This is a genomic window from Rhizobium sp. L51/94 (assembly GCF_019355555.1).
Lineage (GTDB): Bacteria > Pseudomonadota > Alphaproteobacteria > Rhizobiales > Rhizobiaceae > Rhizobium > Rhizobium rhododendri.
Window position 1 is genome coordinate 123,633 of sequence record NZ_CP072141.1, and the last position, 19,720, is coordinate 143,352.

Consider the following 19,720-nt stretch of genomic DNA (forward strand, 5'->3'; position numbering starts at 1 on the left):
GATCAGCGCATGACGGCCGCAGACGCAGCAGCGTCCACAGGCTCTGCGGCGGCGGCCTGCTGTCCACTGCCATCGGGTAGCTTGACCTGCATGTTTTCGGCCATGAACTGCGTGCCAGCGGCGACGACGAGATCGCCGGCCTTCAGGCCATCGGAGACCCGGACGCCGACCCCGGTAAACTCGGCAAGCCTGACGTCCTGCGCATGCACGGTGGCCGTTGTCCTGTCGACCAGCCAGACGACCTTGCGTCCGTCCTTCTCGGCCAGCGCACTGAGCGGTATGGACACGAAAGGCACGGCGTTTTCCGCTGTCGCCTCGACGGTAGAAGTCATCCCGAGAAGCACGCGCGGGTCGTTCGGCAGGCTGATCCGGACTGAGAACGTGCGCGATTGCGTATCGGCGCTGCCGGAGACCTCGCGCACCTTGCCATCGAACACGAGGCCGTCGTTCGCCCAGAAACGGGCCTTGACCGTCTTGCCGACGCTGAACTGGCCAACATCGGTTTCCGGCACGGCAATAGCGACTTCCTTCTCTCCGTCGACCGCAACGGTGATCACCGGCGTGCCAGTGCTGACCACCTGGCCGACATCGGCATTGACGGCGGTGACGATGCCATTGAGATCCGATGCGAGACTGGCATAGGCGACCTGATTCTTGGCCTCGTCGAGCGACGAGATGGCCGAATCGCGCGTTGCGACGGCCTGGTCGTAAGCCAGCTGTGCCTGCTCGAGTTGCGACTTCGAGGAGACGTTCTTATCGAACAGCTGCTGGGCGCGATCGCGAGAAAGCGTTGCGGTCTGGACCTGCTTCTCGGCGGAAAGACGATCCGCCTCAGCGCGCTTGACCGCCAATGCGTAGTCCGTGGCATCGATTTTCGCCAGCACATCGCCCGGCTTCACCCGCTGACCGATATCGACGCGCCGCTCGACGATCTTGCCGCTGACGCGAAAGCCGAGGTTCATCTCGGTTCGGGCCCGCACGGAGCCGGAATAATCCAGTGTCCGCGTTGTTTCCGCCTTGGCAATCTCGACGACCTTGACAGGGCGAATGACAGGCTTGGTCTCGGCCTGCTTCTCGTTGCAGCCGGAAATGACGGCAGCAGCGATGAGGAGGACAAAGGCGGATGAAAGGCGCAGTTTGATGGGCGAAATCATGATCGCACTCCTCGGTCGACGGCGGATGGACGGCAGCAGGCAAATTATCTCAAGGCACGAATGGCGTATTCCACGAGATCGTCGGGCATCGCCCGGTTCTCCTTGGCAAGGCACTGCGCCACCATCTGCGGGTGACAGAGGGTAACCGTTGCTGCGCCAAGACATTTCGACGCGATGTGGGGGTCCTGTTCGGCAAACTCGCCGGCAGCGATCCCTTCGGAAATGATACCAGCCATGACGTCGTGGATGCGGTCGATGTGCTTTTCGATGACATGCCAGTCACGCTCGATGGCGACGACGACCATCTCATGAACCTTCTCCTCGTCGAGCATGGTATCGAGAGTGAGCTTGTACTGGCCATGGACGAGAGCACGCAGCCTGTCGGCGGCACTCGCCTGCTTGCGCGCCGCGCCAAGGGCGAGCTCATAACCGGTATCGAGCATCCGCCCGCAGAGCGCCTGGTGGATTTCGACCTTGGAGCTAAAGAAGCGATAGATGTTTGCCGTCGACATGCCGAGATCCTTGGCGATGTCGGCCACCGTTGTCTTGGCATAGCCGTAGTGGCGGAAAAGCCGCTCGGCACAATCGAGGATGCGCGCAACATTCTCCTGGCGGTTGACCTCTGAGGAATCGGCGATGGCGTTCATAAGGCACTTTCGATTTACGACTGACGAAATTCTATTTTCGTCAGGCGTAAATCGAAAGTCATACTTTGTCAACGCATTGCCAGGCACCTGGCACGGGTTTCACTGTGCGGGAGTTCATAGCCGAGGCGCGCGGAGCTCGGAGCTCGGAGCTCGGAGCTCGGAGCTCGGAGCTCGGAGCGCACGACGCATAAAAAATGCCGGACCATTGGCTGGTCCGGCATGTCAGGCAGCAGTTTTTCTTAGGAGAACTGCACGTCGAGCGTCATTGGCACGGCGGCAAGCGCTTTTGATAACGGGCAACCGGCCTTCGCCTGTTCAGCCAGTTCCTTGAACTTGGCCTCGTCGGTGCCGGGCACGCTTGCAACCAGCGTCAGGGCGATACCCGTGATACCGAAGCCGCCTTCGACGCTTTCCAGGGTGACCCTGGCAGTTGTCTGCATGCTGGTCGCTTTAAGGCCAGCGCCATCGAGGATGCCGGAAAGAGCCATCGTGAAGCAACCGGCATGGGCAGCACCAATGAGTTCTTCCGGATTGGTGCCGGCAACGCCTTCGAAACGGCTGGCATATCCGTAAGGATGCTCCTTCAGAGCGCCGCTCTGGGTGCTGATCTCGCCTTTTCCATCCTTGATTCCGCCAGCCCAGTGGGCCGAGCCCGTGCGTGTGATCTTCATGTGGTGCTCCTTATGATTGGTTGTCGGGAGACGGCGGCTGCCGCTCCAGGGCAATCGATCGGAAAAACCTAAAAGGCTCCCCCATTGGCAATATAAGGTTTTCCCCGCAAAAGACGACCGCGGCAGCATGAAACTTCAAAAACGGCCACGGCTTCTTTTCCAAGGCACAAAAAACCCCGCGATCCGATTGGCTCGCGGGGCTCCTGGTAAAGGCGGATGTGACTGCACTGCGCCGAATGCACTATTTGTTCAGCGTCGCCTGCAGCTTGTTGACGTCGTCCGTCGACATCTCACCATCGGTGGCGACCTTGCCATCGGCAATCTTCCAGAGACGGAACGGGCCAGTGATATCCCCGTATTTGTCGAAGGCGACGGGACCGATGACGCCTTCGTAGCGGATCGGTTTGCCATCCTTGATCAGGCCGAGTGCCTTGGTGAACTCTTCCTTGCCGGCATAGATAGGCGTGCCCGAAGGATCGACGGCCTTGTAGATCGCGTCCTTGATTTTGGCAGGATCTTCCGAGCCGGCAATGGCGATGGCAAGCCCGGCAATGGCACCGGCATCATAGGAGCGGTCGGCTGCCGGATTGGATGGCTCGATACCCGAGAAATCCTTGTAGTTCTTCATGAAATAATCGGTCGAGGCCGTCGGGCTGGTGCCGGAAGACGTGCCGTAGGCTTCCTTCAGGTAATCGGCGCCGACAGACTCGATGAAGTCAGGGCTGTTCATGCCGTCGTTGAGCAGGAATTTCTGCACCCCGCCCTGCGACACCCAGGTACGGGCAATCGTCGCGCCGTCGACCGGGGTGCTGATCAGGTAGAGGCCATCCGGGGTGCCGGACATGGCAGCGGTGACCTCGGAGGCATAGCTCGACTGCTTCTCGTTGTACGGCGTGTCGGAGATGATCGTGCCGCCGAGCGCCTTGTAGGCGCGCGAGAATTCGGCCGACATGTTGACGCCGAAGTCGCTGTTGACGTGGATGATGGCGAGCTTCTTGAAGCCCTTGTCGACCGCGTATTTAGCAGCGGCGACGCCCTGCAGTGCATCCGAGGTGATCGTCCGGAAGAAGATGCCGTTGGTCTTGCCATCGCGCCCGAGCGCCGTCAGCGTCGGCGACGAGGAAGCAGGCGAAATCTGGACAACCTTCGCAGGAGCAGTAACCGAGGTCAGGATCGGGATCGACACCGACGAGATGATACCGCCGATGATGACGGGCACCTTCTTCACCTGTACTAGCTGCGTTGCCGCATCGACAGCGACGTTGCCCTGGCTCTGGCTGTCGCGGGTATCGGTGACGAGGTCGCAGCCGCGCACGCCGCCGGCAGCATTGAGGTCGCGGAAGGCCATTTCGACCGACTTGGCGCCGGCCTGGCCGTATTCGCCGGCAGGACCGGTCAGTTCCATGACGAGGCCGACGGTGATCTTGCAATCGGCGGCATTGGCGATGCCAGCGGCAGAGATCAGGCCGAGAGCGGTGGTTACGGAAAGAAGCGTCTTTTTCATGATTGTTCCCCTTGTTAGGTACGACTTCTATTTTTACGCAGTAATCCTGTCAGGTCTCCGGTGTCTGCAACCAGGTTTCTTGCAGATGCCGCCATTGGACGCCCGATGGCGCCGATGAACTCGCGGTAAAAAGGGCACTCGCCTGCCGACGGGACCGGACGCCCCTGCGGCACTGCACCTCGACATAAGTGACGACGACAGTATCGTCAGTCTGGAAGCCCGCGCGGATGTCCTCGATGTCGATCGAGAAATCACCATGGAAGGTGGCGCGATTGGCCCGGATCAGATCGATGGTCGCCGCCCTGTCGAAAACGCGGCCGGTCGGCGGTATCATCTGGAAGCCGTCTCCGAACGCCTGCTCACAGCGTCCGAAATCCGTCAGGTCAGCCGTCGCCGCATCGTACCAGCCGACGAAGAATTCGTGGAAGGCGATGACCTCGGCGCGGGCACACTCGAAGAGTGACTGATCCTGGCTCATACTTTCCCCGCGTTGAGATTGTAATGCATGATGGAGCCATGCCTGCCGTTTCGGTCGCGTTCCAGCGTGTAGACGTCACCGAGGGGGCCTTTGCTTTCAGCGATAATCGCTTCGATCTGCCCCATGTCGTCTGCCGAAAGCACGATATCCATGATGCCGGCATTGGCCAGCGCATGCGCCTGATTGCGGGCACCGACGATGACAGCTGCGACCTGCGGCTGACGCAGCACCCAGGCGCTGGCGACAGTGGCGATATCGACGCCATGTCGGTCGCCAATGACCTTCAATGTCGAAAGCAGCGATTGAAACAGGTCCCAGCCGCCGAAGTCGTCGATGATCAGCTTGTATTTCACCAGCGACCGGTTCTCGAGCGGCATCTCCGGCTCCGGCTGGCCCAGCCACTTGTCGCTGAGGAAACCGCCGGCAACCGAACCGTAGCACAGGAATTTCACATCATTCGCCGCAGCCAGCGCCGTCAGGCTGTTGGCCGGCCGCTGGTCGAGGACGGAATATTGCAGCTGCTGGCTGACCAGCGGGATACCCGCCTTCAGGATCTCGGCAACATGCTGGGTGTCGAAATTCGTAGTGCCGACATTACGGACCTTACCCTCCCCGTGCAATTCGTTGAGCCAGCCCAGCGCATCGAGATAGCCGTCAAGCGAGTAATCCCACCAGTGGAACTGCACAAGATCCAGGCGCTCCGTGCGCAACCGCCGCAGCGACTGCTCGACGATGCCACGGATATAATCGCGGTTCATGTTGCCGAGCTTCTCGAGATCGGGCACCAGCTTGGTGTGAACCTTCATCTCGGCCGCCGCCTCGGCCCCGCGCTCATTGCGCAGGCGGTCCCGGGCAGCGCCGATCAGTTCCTCGACGCCGGTGTAGATGTCGGCACAGTCGTATGTCCTGATACCGGCATCGTATGCGGCGATCAGGTCGGTCACGGCCTGATCGCGATCGATCGCCCCATGGCCACCGGCCAGCTGCCAGCCACCGCGAATGACGCGGGAAATGGCATAGCCGGGGCGAAGTTCGAAGGTTTTCGTCATGTCATGCAGCTTTCAAATTGGTAGAACGGTGGAGCGCGAAGGGCTCCCCCTCATTTGCCCTTTGGGCATCTTCTCCCCACGGGGAGAAGACAGATATCGCTCCTGCGCCGCGCGCCATCATTCAGGCCTCGTCACCCGGCAGCGGCACTGCCGTCGTCTCGGCATGGCTGAAACGACGCTTGCCCGTGCGCACGATCCTTAGCCGGCTAGCGCAGTTCGGGTCGGGACAGGCGATTTCGGCATCCGAGGTCATCCAGTCGTTCCGGTGCGTCGGCCGCTGCTTGGCGGCCAAGAGCGGCAGCACGGCGGAAATCGAATAGATGGAAAATCCCTGGCCTGCAGGCATCGACAGCATCTCGCCTTTCAGCTCGAAATAATCGCCCTCCCTGGCGCCGCAATAGATTGGCTTGCCCTCCGGGATGACCGCCTCGACGCGCAGGTCGTAAAGCTCGAAACTGTCGTCGGTTTCGCTCACCTCAAACCTCCGTCAGCGCGAAGGTGACGTCGCAGCCGCCGTTGCGGCGGATGATGCCGCAGGCGGCAGCGAAATGCTCGCGCTCCTCCGGCCGCACCTGCGCCATGACGGTGCCGGCCAGCCAGCCGATCGGGAACAGCAACCGCGCACCCTGCCCGTAGAACAGGCCGATGTCGAAAATGGCGTTGGGGCTGCCGCCCCACATGCGCGCCGGCACGTAACTCAGCACAATATCGCCCGGCTGCGGCGTCACCGTAGCGTTCTCGGCCGGCAGCGCAGTTGCATAGGCGGCCCCCTCGAGATGAGCCGCCGGGATCGGGCAGGAGATTTCCGGGCCGGTCCACATCGCATGGATGCCGGGCACGATGCGCGGCTCGGACAGATATTGCATGAAGAAGGCAACGTTCTCGGGCGCCTTGCCGGCCAGCAGCGGCGCGATCACGGACAGTCCGGAACGGGGCTCGGTGATGTGGATTGCATTCTGGCTCATGATCGGTCTCAAATCCTGGCTGCGTCTGTCTGCAGCTTGTTGCGCAAAAAGGTGAAGGGCCGGCTGATATCGGCGACCAGCGCGGCCCGTGCCGCGTCGGCATCCTGGGCGGCCAATGCCGCGACGATGCTGCGATGGTAATGGGCGGTATCGACCTCGCCGGCTTCGGAGAAGGCATAGATCGCCACCCGGATACAGGGGCCCGATTGCAGCCACAGGCTTTCGATCATGGGGATGAGCACGGCCGAGCTGCAGGCCCGGTATATCTCGAAATGGAATGTCTGGTTGAGCGTGACCTCGCGGTCCACGTCCTTCTTCTGCTTCAGGGCGCGCATCTCGTCCCATTCGTGCAGCATGCCCTCGATGACCGTGATATCTTTCGGGCCCATGCGTTTTGCGGCCAGCGCGATGGCCTCGCCCTCTATCAGGATACGGGCGCGCAGGAGGTCGTCGATACGCTCCAGCGTGATCGGCGGGACACGTACCGAGCGATTGGGCAGTGCCTCCAGCGCCTTTTCGGTGATCAGCCGCCCGAGCGCCTCGCGCACCGGCATGGTGCTGGTAACAAGCGCATCGGCAAGTCCGCGGATTGTTAGCACCTGGCTCGGCTCGAAAAGCCCGCCGATCAGCGCCCTGCGAAGCTCGGAATAGACACGGTCCTGAACGGTTTCGCGGCCAACCGGGGCCAGTTGGGCGGCAATCAGATCATTGCTTTTTTCGGCTGAGGCCTTTTGCATTGCGATCCCGTTTTTGACTTGCAGAACGAATTAAAGCTGAATAGCGTGATCAATGCAAGTGTGATCACAAATCAAAAAATCAGGGTGCGACAACGATCGTTCCCGGCCAGAGGGATCCATGAGTTTACCATCTGAACGGCAGGGGGAGGATACCCGGGAGCCTGTTCTGAGTGCGAGGAATATCGTCCGCCGATTCGGCGGCATCGCCGCCGTCAACGACGTATCCTTCGAAGTGCGGCACGGCGAAATCCTTGGCCTGATCGGCCCGAACGGCGCCGGCAAGACGACGATGTTCGATCTTCTCTCCGGCAGCGTCCTGCCGACGAGCGGCGAAATCCGACTGAACGGCACAGTCGTTTCCGGCGAATCCGCACACCGGCGCATCGGTCGCGGCCTCGGCCGCACCTTCCAGATCCCCCGCCCGCTCCCCAACATGACACTGATCGAAAACGTCATGCTCGCCGCCCAGCACCAGACCGGCGAAAAACTGTTTGCCAACTTCCTGGTGCCATGGCGCGTTGTCGCCGAGGAGAAGCGCTCACGCGAAAAAGCGATGGAGCTGCTCGATCTCGTCCTGCTGACGCGGCTGGCCCACGAGCCCGCCCGCGTACTCTCCGGCGGCCAGCGCAAGCTTCTGGAACTTGCCCGGGTGATGATGGCGGATCCCGCCATCATCCTCCTCGACGAACCGGCGGCCGGCGTCAACGCCACCCTGCTCGAAGTCATCATCGACCGCATCCGCGATATCAACGCCCGCGGTATCACTTTCCTGCTGATCGAGCACAATATCGACATGGTCACCCGGCTCTGCAATCGCGTACTGGTCATGGCTGGCGGCCAGCTGCTCTGCCAGGGCACGGCGGAAGAAGTGGCGCGCGACCCCCGCGTCATCGAAGCCTATCTCGGAGGTGCGGCATGAGCGAACCCGTTCTCCTCGTGCGCGATCTCGTCGCCGGCTACGAGCCCGGCGTACCGATCGTCCGTGGCGCCTCGATTACCGTCAACAAGGGCGAGATCGTCGTCGTGCTCGGTCCCAACGGCGCCGGCAAGTCGAGCTTCATCAAGGCTGTCGCCGGCCTCGTGCCGATCGCCGCCGGCACCGTGCTTCTCGACGGGCGGGATATCACTGCGGCACCGGCCCACATGATGGTCCGCCTCGGCCTTGCCTTCGTGCCGCAGACGGAAAATATCTTTCCGCAGATGTCGGTGGACGACAACCTGAAGGTCGCCTGCGGCATCCTGAAGCCGAGGGACGTCCCGTCCCGCATAGAGGCGATGTACACCGCCTTTCCGGACCTTGCCCGCCATCGCAAGATCGCCGCCGGCAATCTTTCCGGCGGACAGCGGCAGATGCTCGCCGTTGCCCGCGCGCTGGTCGTCGACCCCAAGGTGCTCGTCCTCGACGAGCCCTCGGCTGGTCTGTCGCCGAAATTCGTGTCGATGGTGTTCCAGATGCTGACCGAAATCCGCAAATCCGGCGTCACAATCCTGCTGGTCGAGCAGAATGCCAAGGCGGCGCTGGCGATCGGCGACCGCGCTTATGTGCTGGTCGAAGGCAAGGACCACCATGAAGGCATCGCCTCCGAGCTTTGGAACGATCCCGTCGTGGCCGAACTCTATCTGGGCCAGCGCCCGACGCAGCCTGCCAGACCGACCGAGACCGGAGGTGCCGCATGAACCTGCAATTCATCATCGACGGATTGCTGACAGGCTCGATGGTCGGCCTCGGCGCCATCGGCGTCACGCTGACCTATTCGATCCTGCGCTTCTCAAACTTTGCCCATGGCGACTTCATGGCCTGGGGCACCTACGCCACCCTGACCGCAGTCAGCGCCATCGGTGCGATGTTCGGCAAGATCGCACCGATCGGTCCGTTTTCCTTCGGCTGGCCGCTGATCGTTGCAGTGGTCATCGGCATGGCTTTTACCGGGCTGATGGCGCTGCTGCTCGACAAGATCCTGTTTGCGCGGCTGCGGGCAAAAGGCCAGACAATCATCGTCGTGATGGCCAGTTTCGGCGCCTCCATGGCGCTGCGCAGCCTGCTGGAGTTCATCTTCACCTCGCGTCCGGCCTATTTCAGCCGCTCGATCCAGATCGCCATGCCGGTCGGGTTCGGCATCCGCATCACGCCCGACCAGATCGTGCTGCTGCTGCTGACAGCATTTCTGGTGCTGGCGGTACACCTGCTGATGACCCGCACGCAGATCGGTCGCTCGATGCAGGCCGTCAGTCAGAACCCGGCGCTCGCCCGCGTCGTCGGCATCGACGTCGCCAAGGTGGTGCGCGTGACATGGTTGGTCGGCGGGGCGCTTGCCTGCATGGCCGGCGTCATGATCGGCATTCTCGTGCAGATCCGGCCGCTGATGGGCTTCGACATGATGCTGCCGATGTTTGCCGCAGCCATTCTCGGCGGTATCGGCAGCGTGCCCGGCGCTGTGCTCGGCGGTCTGATCATCGGCCTGACGGAAGCCGGCGCCGTCCAGTTGATCGGCGCAGAATGGCGCGCGGCGGTCTCCTTCGTCATCCTGATGGCGGTGCTGCTGGTCCGGCCGATCGGCCTCTTCGGAGTGAGAGAGAGATGATGGACATTCTTGGCTATGGCGCCTTCTTCCTGACGACGGCGCTGATCTTCTCGCTGATCACCCTCGGCCTCAATCTGCAATGGGGGCTGACCGGCCTTTTCAACGTCGGCCTCGCCGGTTTTGTCGCCATCGGCGCCTATACCTCGGCGCTGCTGACGACACCCGATACCGTCGGCCGCTTCGGCGGCTTCGACATGCCGATTGTCGTCGGCTGGCTCGGCGCCATGATCGTCACCGCCCTGGCTGCCGCCATCACCGGCGTCGCCACGCTGCGGCTGAAATCTGACTACCTTGCCATCACCACCTTCGGTGTCGCCGTGGTCGTGCAACTGGTAGCTTTGAATGCGCAGAAACTGACCGGCGGCCCGTTCGGCATCGGCTTCATCCCTCGCCCCTTCGCAGCACTTGCCGAAACGCCCGTGCTCTTCAACTTCTCCAACCTCGCCGTCGTCGCCGGAGTCACGCTCATTACCTATCTGGCACTGGAGCACCTTGCCCGCAGTCCATGGGGGCGCGTGCTGAAGGCCCTGCGCGAAGACGAGCGGGCCGCCATCTCGCTCGGCAAGAGCGCCCGCTTCTACCGCGTCCAGGCCTTTGCCGTCGGCGGCGCCATCATGGGGCTGGCCGGCGCCGTGCAGGCACATTTCATCGGCTTCATCGCGCCAGACAACTACATGCCGACGCTGACTTTCCAGGTCTGGACCATGCTGATCGTCGGTGGTTCCGGCAGCAACAAAGGCGCCATCCTCGGCAGCGTCCTCGTCTGGGCGATCTGGGCGGGCTCCGGCGCGCTGACCAGCGCAGCCTTCCCGACCGACCAGCAGGCCCGCGCCGCCTCGCTGCAGATCGTCGCCATCGGCGTCATGCTCTGCGTCATCCTGCTGGTGCGCCCTAACGGCATCCTCGGCAACATGCCGCGCCGCTTGCGCTGGTTCGGCAAGAAGCAGCCGCCGGCCATGCCCGACCAGAATGGTGCCGCCTCGTGAGCAAAGCAGACACCGCATCGCCGGACGCGCCGTCCCTCTGGCACGTCGTCGGCCGCAACCGGCGGCACCGGCCGCAACTCCAAGGCCCGCTCGATGCTGACCTCGCCATCGTCGGCGGCGGCTTCTCCGGCCTGTCGACTGCGTTGCATGCGGCAGAAAAAGGTCTTTCGGTGATACTGCTGGAGGCCGGTATCATCGCCTGGGGTGCCACCGGTCGCAACGCCGGCTTCGTGGTTCCAAACTTTGCCAAGGTGGACCCGGATAACGTCATCCAGCAACTGGGCCCCGAGCGCGGAAAGCGCCTGGTAGATTTGGCAGCGGGCAGCGGCGACCTGGTCTTCGAGCTGATCCGCCGCCACGCAATCGAGTGCGCCGCGCAGCAGAGCGGCTGGATCCAGCCTGCCCATTCCGCTAACGCCCTCGAAAAAGTACAGTCCCGCGCCGCGCAATGGCAGGCCCGCGGACGCCCGGCGGAAGTCATGGACCGACAGACGATCCGCGACGTGACCGGTGCAGACGGCTATTTCGGCGGCTGGACCGACAAATCCGGGGGCGTGCTCAATCCCGTCGAATATGCGCGCGGCCTTGCCGACGCTGCGGAAGCGGCTGGCGCCCGTATCTTCGAGCGCTCGCCCGTCTCAGCCATTGGCCGAGCAGCGGACGGTTGGCTGCTGCAGACGCCGACGGGCAGCCTGCGCGCCGGCAAGGTCGTGGTCGCGACAAATGCCTACGGCGGACGGCTCAATCCGGAACTCGCCCGCACCTATTTTCCATTGAAGGTATTCCAGGTCGCCACACATCCGCTGCCGGCCGCAATCCGCCAGCGGCTCCTGCCGGCAAATCAGTGTGTTTCCGATACCAGGCGCAACCTCTTCACCTTCCGCTTCGATGCCGACAATCGGCTGATTTCGGGCGGTATGCACATCTTCGGCCCTGGCGCCGACGCCCGTGTGCCAGCAACAATCCATCGACGCATGGCCGAAAAGCTCGGGCTCCCCGATCTACCGCCGCTGGAATTCAGCTGGTCCGGTCTGGCTGCTGTCGAACCGGATTTCCTGCCGCATCTGGTCGATCTCGGACCCGGACTGATCGCCGGCTTTGCCTGCAACGGACGCGGCATCGCCATGACGACGGCGATGGGCAAGGAGCTTGCCGCCTGGGCAACAGGTGCAGATGCCCGTGATCTTGCGATCCCCTTCGGACCGCCGGCACCGATACCGTTCCATGCTCTCCTGAAGCACGCGCCCAATGCGCTGCTGCCGTGGAGCATGCTGCAGGACCGGCTGGACGAGCGAGCCTAACCCCAAACGCAATGCGCCCGCCGATCCCATGACAGATCGACGGGCGCCCGCTCACTCCTGGCCCCACCAGGAGGAGCTGTTACTCGCGGTCGCCCGTAAAGTTGAGCAACAGCTGGAAGATGTTGACGAAGTTCAGGTAGAGCGACAGGGCGCCCATCACAGCCATTTTCTGCTGCGATTCCTGGTCATAGTTCTCGGCATACTGTTCCTTGATGTTCTGCGTATCCCAGGCGGTCAGGCCGACGAAGACGGCGATACCGATCACGGACACGGCAAACTGCAGGACAGTCGAGCCGAGGAAGATGTTGACGACGCTGGCGATCACGACGCCAATCAGGCCCATCATCAGGAACGAGCCGAAATTGGCGAGATCCCGCTTCGTCGTGTAGCCATAGAGACTTGTCGCGCCGAACATGGTGGCTGCGATGAAGAAGGTGCGGGCGATACTGGCGCCGGTGAACACCAGGAACACCGAGGCGAGCGATAGTCCCATGACTGCGCAGAAGGCCCAGAACATGGCCTGCGCGCCGCTGGCGGACATCGACTGGATCTTGAACGAGAAAAACAGCACGAAGCCGATCGGTGCCAGCATGACGACCCACTTCAGGGGCGACGAGAAGATCGGCACATAGAGCGCCGGCGTCGTGCCGACGACGAAGGCAACGAGCCCCGTCACGACCAGACCGATAGCCATATAGTTGTAGATGCGCAGCATATGCTTGCGCAGTCCTTCGTCGAACAGCGCCTGGGTGCCGGCGTTAACGCCGAAACCGGAGCGGGGATTGATCGGATTCATGATCTGTCTCCTTGATTGCGTTAATAGAGTGTCCGGGAAAGCCGCTCGGCCTCCCCGTCGAGATTGTTGGCGGCGGCATCGGCAACCAGCGCGTAGGCGACATCGCCGATCTGCCAGTAGGATGCCTGCACGCCGTCGAGGGCGATGTGGTCGACCTTGGCGACGGCAAAACTGCCTGGCCGGACTGCAAACAGCGACAGCCGCTTGCCATTCGCATCGACGGTAACTTCGATGCTCGGTCCGAAGGCCGACGGATAGATTTCGGCATCGGCCACCTTCCAGTCGGCCGGCAACGTCGGCATGACGATTGCGGTTGCCGCCCGGATATCATCCGGATTGTAGTTGGCCGACTTCGGCTGCGAGGCGACCTGCGCCCTCAATGCCGAGGTGCGGAAAGCCGCAACCGCATCGTCGACGAAAGCCGGCGGCGGCACGGATGCCGAGACCTCGGTGGCCGAGAAAGCGCCGAACGAATTGTGTGCCACCCAGCCCGATGCCACCAGAACGGCAACGGCAGCAATGCGCTGCAATGACTGCAATACGCGACCGTAGGCAAGCCCACGCTCCAGACGACGGGCGGCCTCGCGGGTCTGCACCCCGCCGGTTACGGCCTCCGTCGCCAGTGCCAGCCGCAATTCGCCGCGCAGGCTTAAGTCGGCCATGACCTTGGCAGCCGTTGCCGGATGTTCCGACAGGTAGGATTCCACCGCTATGCGCCGCGATACATCCAGTTCGCCGTCGACATAGGCATCGAGATCGGCGTCGATGATCGGATCAACTGACGTCATGATCGTTCCCTCCGATAACACGCAGATGCGACGCAGCCGGCGCCTTGTCCTCGAAATCCCTCAACTGGGCGCGCGCCCGCGAAATTCGCGACATCAGCGTGCCGACAGGTATGCCGAGCGTCGCTGCGGCCTCGTTGTAGGACATGTCCTCGATGGCAACGAGATGCAGCGCCGCACGCTGTTCTTCCGGAAGCCTGAAGAAGGCGTCACGCACCTGCGACAGCCGGACGGCATGCTCCTGGCCGGCCGCCAGCGACTGCTCCATCTCGACGGCCGCGCCATCATGGCGCCGCGCCATCGACCGGTCCCGACGCAGGCGGTCGATATGGGCGTTATGGACGATGGAGAGAAGCCAGGAGCGCAGGTTTGCGCCGCGACGGAAGGTCGACTTGCGCTCATAGGCCCGCAGCAAGGCATCATGCACGAGGTCTTCCGCATCGTCGGCGTTGCGCACCAGCGAACGGGCGTAGCGTCTCAGGGATGAGAGCTGTGCCAAGACATCGAATGTGCGTCCGTTGCGTTCCATGACCCAGTATACGGACACCGATGCGAACTTATTCCCGGCACGATCAAAAAAAATCGCAATGCGGCTTACATCAGCACGAAATTGGTGGGCGTCGGCAGCGGTGGCAGATCCGTCTCGCCCATGGCTTCTCGCAGATTGTGCTCGATAGCATCGGCAAGCGCACCGATCGGCAAAGCATTCGCCTCCTTGCTGAACGGATTTTCGAGCTCGTCACCGAGCGCATCGAGGCCGAAGAAGGTGTAGGCGATGACCGCCGCCGCAAACGGCGTTCCCCAGCCGAGCACGTCGACCGAACCGAACGGCATTAGGAAGCAAAACAGATAGGCCGTGCGATGAACCAGCAGCGTGTAGGCAAACGGCAACGGCGTGTTTCGGATGCGCTCGCAGGTCGCCGGCACAATTGCCATGTCGGTGATTGTCCTGTCGAGCATCTGGTACTGGATATCTGTTATCCGGTCGCTCGCCCGCATTCTTGCCAGATCGGCCGACATCAGCCGCATCAGCATTTCAGGCCTGTTCGATGCAGCGTGATAGAGGGGCTGGACATCGTCCGGCAATAGCCGCTCGACCTTGCTCTGGTCGCCCTCCGGCCGAAGATGCTGGACAAGCGCATGTGGCATGGCCATGGCCAGCGTCAGCAGGCTACGCCTGACCCGCCGCCCCTCCTCGCCGTGCAAGGCTTCCAGCAGCAAGGTCTGGCGCGAAAACGTCCGTGCCGCGTAGACCAGTTGTCCCCAGCTGTGCCGCGCCTCCCACCAGCGTTGATAGCAGGCGTTGTTGCGGAACGACAGAAACACCGAAAGCGCTGTGCCGAGCACGGCGAACGGCACGCCGCTGACCGACAGGATCATGCCCGGTCGCTCGTGATGGCCCCAGGTGATGAGGCAGGACATAACGAAAATCACGATGATCTGCGGCAAGATGCGGGGAACGATCGATCCACGCATGATGAAGAATAGCGGGAGTAGCCCCGGGCGCTCGCGGACGATCATGGTGGATGCTCTGTTGGGGCTGCCTGTACACCACCCTTACCGGATAAAGATAGGCTGCCTAACCGATATTGGCACAAACGGTGCACTGGGGGTATGCGCCCATTTGTCGCCTCACACGGGAGGCAATGCCGCCAGACTGCAATATCGGATATACACGAGACCTCGGATAAATATCCGCCAAACCTACCCCCCCAGACCTAAAGACTGAGGATCGCTCCGCCAGTTGTTACCTGACGGAGCGGTGGCCTTCGATCAGTTGCTGGCGGTCACCAGTACCGGTTCGGCACGATAGTCCTTGGGGAACATGCGCTTCAGGTCATCGATTTTCGGTATGTCGTTGATGGCGATGTAGGGATATGTCGGGTGGGTCGTCAGGAAATTCTGATGATAAGTCTCGGCCGGATAGAAGCTCTTTCCCGGCTCGATCTTCGTGACGACAGCCTCACCGAAAACGTGTGCCTTGTTCAGTTGATCGATATAGGCCTTGGCGACGCGCGCCTGTTCAGGCGTGGTCGGAAAGATTGCCGAGCGGTACTGGGTGCCGCTGTCTGGCCCCTGGCGGTTCAATTCCGTTGGATCGTGGGCGACGGAGAAGTAGATCTGCAGCAGATGGCCGAGGCTGATCTTGTGCGGATCGAAGACCACCTTCACGGTCTCGGCATGGCCCGTGCTGCCGGTGCTGACAGTCTCGTATTCAGCGGTATTCTTCGCGCCACCGGCATAACCGGACACCGCGCTGACGACGCCGTCGACATGCTGGAAGACGCCCTGCACGCCCCAGAAACAGCCCCCGGCGAGCGCGATTGTCTCGGTGCCGGAACCCGGCGCTGCGTCGATAGTGGCTTTCGGAATCTCTCGGGCTTCGCCGGCCTGGGAAGGTGTGAAATGCAGCACAGTGCCGCCGACCAGAAGGACCGCAACAGCGGTGCCGGCCCGTCGGCCATATCGGGACAAGGCTTCGCGCATGGAATATTTCAAAGTCATCGTCATGGAAGATCTCCCGTTAGCCGGAGGTGAATGCGTAGGCCTGAAGTCTGAGCCCAAATGCTGGGCGGAATTGGCGTTTCAAGAGGTGCGTCACGCAGATGATGCCTGGAACGTCATGGCGATGCCGTTCATGCAGTAGCGAAGGCCGGTCGGCTTGGGGCCGTCGTTGAAGACATGGCCGATATGGCTGCCGCAACGGGCACAATGCACGGCGTTGCGGACCATGCCGTAGGACGTATCCTTGACGGACCCGACGGCTTTTGGCAACGGTTGCCAGAAACTGGGCCAGCCCGTGCCGCTCTCGAACTTAGTCTCCGAGGAAAACAGGGGTAGTTCGCAACCGGCGCAGGCAAATCTTCCCTTACGGTGTTCTTCGAGCAGCGGGCTGGTGAAGGGGCGTTCCGTGCCCTCGTTGCGCAGAACCTCGTATTGTTCTGCGGTCAAAAGCTTGTGCCATTGCGCATCGGTATGGGTTATGGGAAACGTTGCGGCAGCAGCAGTCCCCAGCGATCCGTTCCAGCTCCGCGCGGAAAACACCGCCGCACCGGTCGCCACAGTCATCAGCAATGCGCGTCTCGTCTGCATTCTGGTCCTCCCGGTTTTATTCATCATACAGCAGATACGAACGCGGCCGTGGTTTTGTTACACAAAGCCGCGTGAGACACAGAAATGTGACCGCTATCCAGGCGAGGCCTCGGCAATACGGGGATCAATAGTGCGGCGGTTTCGCGTTGGCCGGCGCCTCGGCAGTTTCTTCGTCGAGCGTCATGAAACGCTCGACCAGACGTTCGAGCTTGTAGCGGGTTTCCTCGACCACCTTCCACTGCGCCGTCAGCTGGTCGGAGAGTTCGTCGATGGTCTTTGCCTGGTAGGCAACAACTTCCTCAAGCTGGGTAATGCGGCTTTCCTGGTCAGACATCTCGGCTTCCTTTCGATCGTGCCATGGCGGCGACACACCAGCTTTCGGCCCGGTTGGCAAGAGCCGCCCCAATCTTGCAGCGGACCCTCCATCTCGGTGGAACTGATGGCCTCGAGGCAAGTTACGAAACGCGGCCTTGTGCAAGCGGGAGATGATAATGTCCGACACTCCGAAAATCGAACCGAACGATGCTCCAGCCGGCGGATGGGGGTCGGTCAGATCGCTGGCCCATCAGGCGCGGGAAAACGGCCAGCCGCTCAGCGTCGTTGCAGGTCTCGCCAAGCAGAACAAGGCCGATGGCTTTGCCTGCGTCAGCTGCGCCTGGGCAAAGCCCGCCAAGCCTCACCCGGCCGAGTTCTGCGAAAATGGCGCCAAGGCGACATTCTGGGAACTGGCCGCCGCGCGCGCCGACGCGGATTTCTTCGCGCAGCACACGGTCACCGAATTGCGCGGCTGGAGCGACTATGATCTCGAAAATGCCGGCCGACTGATGCAGCCGATGCGCTACGATGCCGCGAGCGACCACTATGTTCCCGTCTCATGGGACGAGGCCTTTTCAGCCATCGGCCGCGAGCTGAAGGCAATCCGTGCAGTCGATCCCAACAAGGTCGTGTTCTACGCCTCCGGCCGGGCCTCGCTGGAAACATCCTACATGTATCAGCTGATGGCTCGGGTTTATGGCACCAACAACCTGCCTGACAGCTCCAACATGTGCCATGAATCCACCTCTGTCGCACTTCCGGAGAGCATTGGGATTCCCGTCGGAACGGTGCGGCTGGACGACTTCGAGACGGCGGAAGCATTCTTTTTCTTCGGCCACAATACAGGCTCCAATGCGCCGCGCATGCTGCACCAGCTGCAGGAAGCAGTAAAGCGCGGCGCCGAGATCGTCACCTTCAATCCGCTGAAGGAACGCGGGCTGGAGCGGTTCGTCAATCCGCAAAGCCCGCTCCAGATGGCCACCAACCATGCCACCGAGATCAGCAGCCAGTATCACCAGGTCAAGGCCGGTGGCGACATTGCTGCTATAACCGGAATCTGCAAGGCACTGCTGGCAACAGACGACGCCGACCTCGCATCCGGCGGGAACGGCGTCCTCGACCGCGAATTTCTGGCAGAACACACCCACGGCGCCGGAGAATTCATCGACTACGTCAGGTCTCAGAACTGGGACGTCCTCGTTCGGGAATCAGGCCTGCCAATTGCCGCAATGGTCCAGGCGGCGGATACCTATAGTCGCGCCAAATCCGTCATCGGCATCTACGGCATGGGACTGACCCAGCACAAGCTCGGCGTCCAGGCGGTCCAGATGCTGGTCAACCTGCTTCTGCTGCGCGGCAATATCGGCCGGCCCGGCGCCGGCATCTGCCCAGTACGCGGCCACTCGAATGTCCAGGGCCAGCGTACGGTCGGCATTTCGGAAAAGACCAAGCTGGTTCCGCTGGACAGGCTGAAGGAACTCTACCACTTCGAGCCGCCTTACGAGGATGGACTGACAACCGTTGATGCTTGCCAGTCGATCATCAAGGGCGATGTCGAAGGCTTCATCGGGCTCGGTGGTAATTTCCTTCGCGCCGTACCGGAGCGGGAAGTGATGGAGGAGCGCTGGCCGGCCATGCGCCTGACAGTGCAGATCGCCACCCGGCTCAACCGTGGCCAGCTGTTCAACGGCAGCGTCTCCTACCTCCTGCCGTGCCTTGGCAGAACCGAGATCGACGAGCAGGCAAGCGGTCCTCAGGCTGTCAGCGTCGAGGACAGCACGTCCTGCATCCACGGCTCCAGAGGTTTTCACGCTCCGGCAGGGCCCGGGCTCTATTCCGAAACGAAAATCGTTGCCGGGATCGCCAAGGCCACCCTGCCCGACAATCCAGACATCCCGTGGGACGAGTGGGTGAATGATTACGCTAGGGTCCGCGACGCCATAGAGGCGACCTACCCGAAGATATTCAAGGATTTCAACAAGCGGCTGTTTACCCCCGGCGGCTTTGAAAAACCGCTCGCCGCCCGCGAGCGCGACTGGCAGACGGACACGGGCAAGGCAAATTTCAAAGTGCCGACCGCACTGTCGGCAAGTTTCGCAGAAGACCACGCCGACATTTTCCGGCTGATGACGCTACGCAGCAACGACCAGTTCAACACGACCGTCTATGGCTATAGCGACCGCTTTCGCGGCGTCGAAGGCACCCGCATGGTGATATTCCTCAACGTGGCGGACATGCAGAGGCTCGGCATCGCCAAGGACGACACTGTGTCGTTGGTCACCGCTACCGATGACAATATCGTCCGCCGGCTGGATGGCCTGCGCGCCGTCCCACACAGCATCCCTGAAGGGTGCTGCGGCGCGTATTATCCCGAGTGCAACTCCTTGATACCGCTCTGGCAACATGCCGAAAAGAGCAAGGTGCCCGCCGCCAAATCCGTCCCGGTTTACATCGTAAAGGACGGAAGCAAGCTCGCGCCGATGCCAGTTTACAGCCGGATTAATGCCAGTCAGCCGGTCGGCATCGAGACCTGACAGCGAGCGATCCGAGCTTCCCGGAAAGCGATCCGGGGAGCCACTCGCAAGACATTTTGCGACAATCCGGCGAAACTCTAAATGGCCGTGTGGCTGTTATTCAACTGACATGAGCGAGCACTA

General features: G+C 62.0%; 22 protein-coding genes. 6 read left to right on the plus strand and 16 right to left on the minus strand.

Translation table 11 applies throughout. The features are described 5' to 3' along the window. Positions 1-2 precede the first annotated feature (2 nt). From J5274_RS00595 to J5274_RS00635, 9 genes are all read right to left on the minus strand, one after another. Positions 3-1,154, minus strand: coding sequence for an efflux RND transporter periplasmic adaptor subunit (locus tag J5274_RS00595; protein WP_142830320.1), 1,152 nt, complete (start codon positions 1,152-1,154; stop codon positions 3-5). 44 nt (positions 1,155-1,198) lie between these two features. Continuing rightward, positions 1,199-1,801 carry a TetR family transcriptional regulator gene (locus J5274_RS00600; RefSeq protein WP_142830318.1) on the minus strand — a complete coding sequence of 201 codons (603 nt, stop codon included), beginning with the start codon at positions 1,799-1,801 and terminating at the stop codon, positions 1,199-1,201. A gap of 239 nt (positions 1,802-2,040) precedes the next feature. Further along, a complete protein-coding gene (locus J5274_RS00605) occupies positions 2,041-2,472 on the minus strand; it encodes an OsmC family protein (protein WP_142830316.1) in 432 nt (143 codons plus the stop codon). Between the two features lie 241 nt (positions 2,473-2,713). After that, positions 2,714-3,976 carry an ABC transporter substrate-binding protein gene (locus tag J5274_RS00610; protein WP_142830314.1) on the minus strand — a complete coding sequence of 421 codons (1,263 nt, stop codon included), beginning with the start codon at positions 3,974-3,976 and terminating at the stop codon, positions 2,714-2,716. Between the two features lie 49 nt (positions 3,977-4,025). Continuing rightward, positions 4,026-4,454: a hypothetical protein gene (locus J5274_RS00615; protein WP_142830312.1), complete on the minus strand. Its 429-nt coding sequence runs from the start codon at positions 4,452-4,454 to the stop codon at positions 4,026-4,028. After that, positions 4,451-5,503: an aldo/keto reductase gene (locus J5274_RS00620; protein WP_142830310.1), complete on the minus strand. Its 1,053-nt coding sequence runs from the start codon at positions 5,501-5,503 to the stop codon at positions 4,451-4,453. The genes J5274_RS00615 and J5274_RS00620 overlap by 4 nt, the downstream gene beginning before the upstream one ends. A 121-nt stretch (positions 5,504-5,624) precedes the next feature. After that, the gene (locus J5274_RS00625; RefSeq protein WP_142830308.1) at positions 5,625-5,978 is read right to left on the minus strand and encodes a TIGR04076 family protein; all 354 of its coding nucleotides are present in this window, start codon (positions 5,976-5,978) and stop codon (positions 5,625-5,627) included. A gap of 1 nt (position 5,979) precedes the next feature. Then, entirely contained in the window at positions 5,980-6,468 is a 489-nt protein-coding gene (locus J5274_RS00630; protein WP_142830306.1) for a DUF3830 family protein, read from the minus strand. Positions 6,469-6,476: 8 nt separating this feature from the next. After that, entirely contained in the window at positions 6,477-7,205 is a 729-nt protein-coding gene (locus tag J5274_RS00635) for a GntR family transcriptional regulator (protein WP_142830304.1), read from the minus strand. Positions 7,206-7,323: 118 nt separating this feature from the next. Here J5274_RS00635 and J5274_RS00640 point away from each other — a divergent pair, with 118 nt between their 5' ends. Genes J5274_RS00640 through J5274_RS00660 form a run of 5 tightly spaced genes read left to right on the plus strand, consistent with a single transcriptional unit; the run spans position 7,324 to position 12,074 of the window. Continuing rightward, positions 7,324-8,124: an ABC transporter ATP-binding protein gene (locus J5274_RS00640; protein WP_142830303.1), complete on the plus strand. Its 801-nt coding sequence runs from the start codon at positions 7,324-7,326 to the stop codon at positions 8,122-8,124. Next, positions 8,121-8,882 (plus strand): ABC transporter ATP-binding protein, encoded by a 762-nt coding sequence (locus J5274_RS00645; protein WP_142830301.1) that lies wholly within the window; start codon positions 8,121-8,123, stop codon positions 8,880-8,882. The genes J5274_RS00640 and J5274_RS00645 overlap by 4 nt, the downstream gene beginning before the upstream one ends. Next, a complete protein-coding gene (locus tag J5274_RS00650; RefSeq protein ID WP_142830298.1) occupies positions 8,879-9,787 on the plus strand; it encodes a branched-chain amino acid ABC transporter permease in 909 nt (302 codons plus the stop codon). The genes J5274_RS00645 and J5274_RS00650 overlap by 4 nt, the downstream gene beginning before the upstream one ends. Further along, positions 9,784-10,773 (plus strand): branched-chain amino acid ABC transporter permease, encoded by a 990-nt coding sequence (locus J5274_RS00655; RefSeq protein ID WP_161990965.1) that lies wholly within the window; start codon positions 9,784-9,786, stop codon positions 10,771-10,773. The genes J5274_RS00650 and J5274_RS00655 overlap by 4 nt, the downstream gene beginning before the upstream one ends. Further along, complete coding sequence (locus J5274_RS00660) at positions 10,770-12,074, plus strand: FAD-binding oxidoreductase (RefSeq protein ID WP_142830297.1); 1,305 nt, start codon at positions 10,770-10,772, stop codon at positions 12,072-12,074. The genes J5274_RS00655 and J5274_RS00660 overlap by 4 nt, the downstream gene beginning before the upstream one ends. 79 nt (positions 12,075-12,153) lie before the next feature. Here J5274_RS00660 and J5274_RS00665 read toward each other — a convergent pair whose 3' ends face one another. From J5274_RS00665 to J5274_RS00695, 7 genes are all read right to left on the minus strand, one after another. Then, complete coding sequence (locus tag J5274_RS00665) at positions 12,154-12,870, minus strand: Bax inhibitor-1/YccA family protein (protein WP_142830295.1); 717 nt, start codon at positions 12,868-12,870, stop codon at positions 12,154-12,156. 20 nt (positions 12,871-12,890) lie between these two features. After that, a complete protein-coding gene (locus tag J5274_RS00670) occupies positions 12,891-13,658 on the minus strand; it encodes an anti-sigma factor (RefSeq protein ID WP_142830293.1) in 768 nt (255 codons plus the stop codon). Beyond that, a complete protein-coding gene (locus tag J5274_RS00675) occupies positions 13,645-14,184 on the minus strand; it encodes a sigma-70 family RNA polymerase sigma factor (protein ID WP_142830554.1) in 540 nt (179 codons plus the stop codon). The genes J5274_RS00670 and J5274_RS00675 overlap by 14 nt, the downstream gene beginning before the upstream one ends. Positions 14,185-14,249: 65 nt before the next feature. After that, entirely contained in the window at positions 14,250-15,176 is a 927-nt protein-coding gene (locus tag J5274_RS00680; protein WP_142830292.1) for a bestrophin family protein, read from the minus strand. A gap of 252 nt (positions 15,177-15,428) precedes the next feature. Then, the gene (msrA, locus tag J5274_RS00685) at positions 15,429-16,166 is read right to left on the minus strand and encodes a peptide-methionine (S)-S-oxide reductase MsrA (RefSeq protein WP_142830290.1); all 738 of its coding nucleotides are present in this window, start codon (positions 16,164-16,166) and stop codon (positions 15,429-15,431) included. Between the two features lie 87 nt (positions 16,167-16,253). Beyond that, entirely contained in the window at positions 16,254-16,748 is a 495-nt protein-coding gene (gene msrB, locus J5274_RS00690) for a peptide-methionine (R)-S-oxide reductase MsrB (RefSeq protein WP_142830288.1), read from the minus strand. Between the two features lie 124 nt (positions 16,749-16,872). Continuing rightward, a complete protein-coding gene (locus J5274_RS00695; protein WP_142830286.1) occupies positions 16,873-17,082 on the minus strand; it encodes a SlyX family protein in 210 nt (69 codons plus the stop codon). A 157-nt stretch (positions 17,083-17,239) separates the two neighbouring features. Between J5274_RS00695 and J5274_RS00700 the strand changes: the two genes are divergently transcribed. Next, positions 17,240-19,597, plus strand: coding sequence for an FdhF/YdeP family oxidoreductase (locus J5274_RS00700; RefSeq protein ID WP_142830284.1), 2,358 nt, complete (start codon positions 17,240-17,242; stop codon positions 19,595-19,597). The last annotated feature ends 123 nt before the right edge of the window (positions 19,598-19,720 follow it).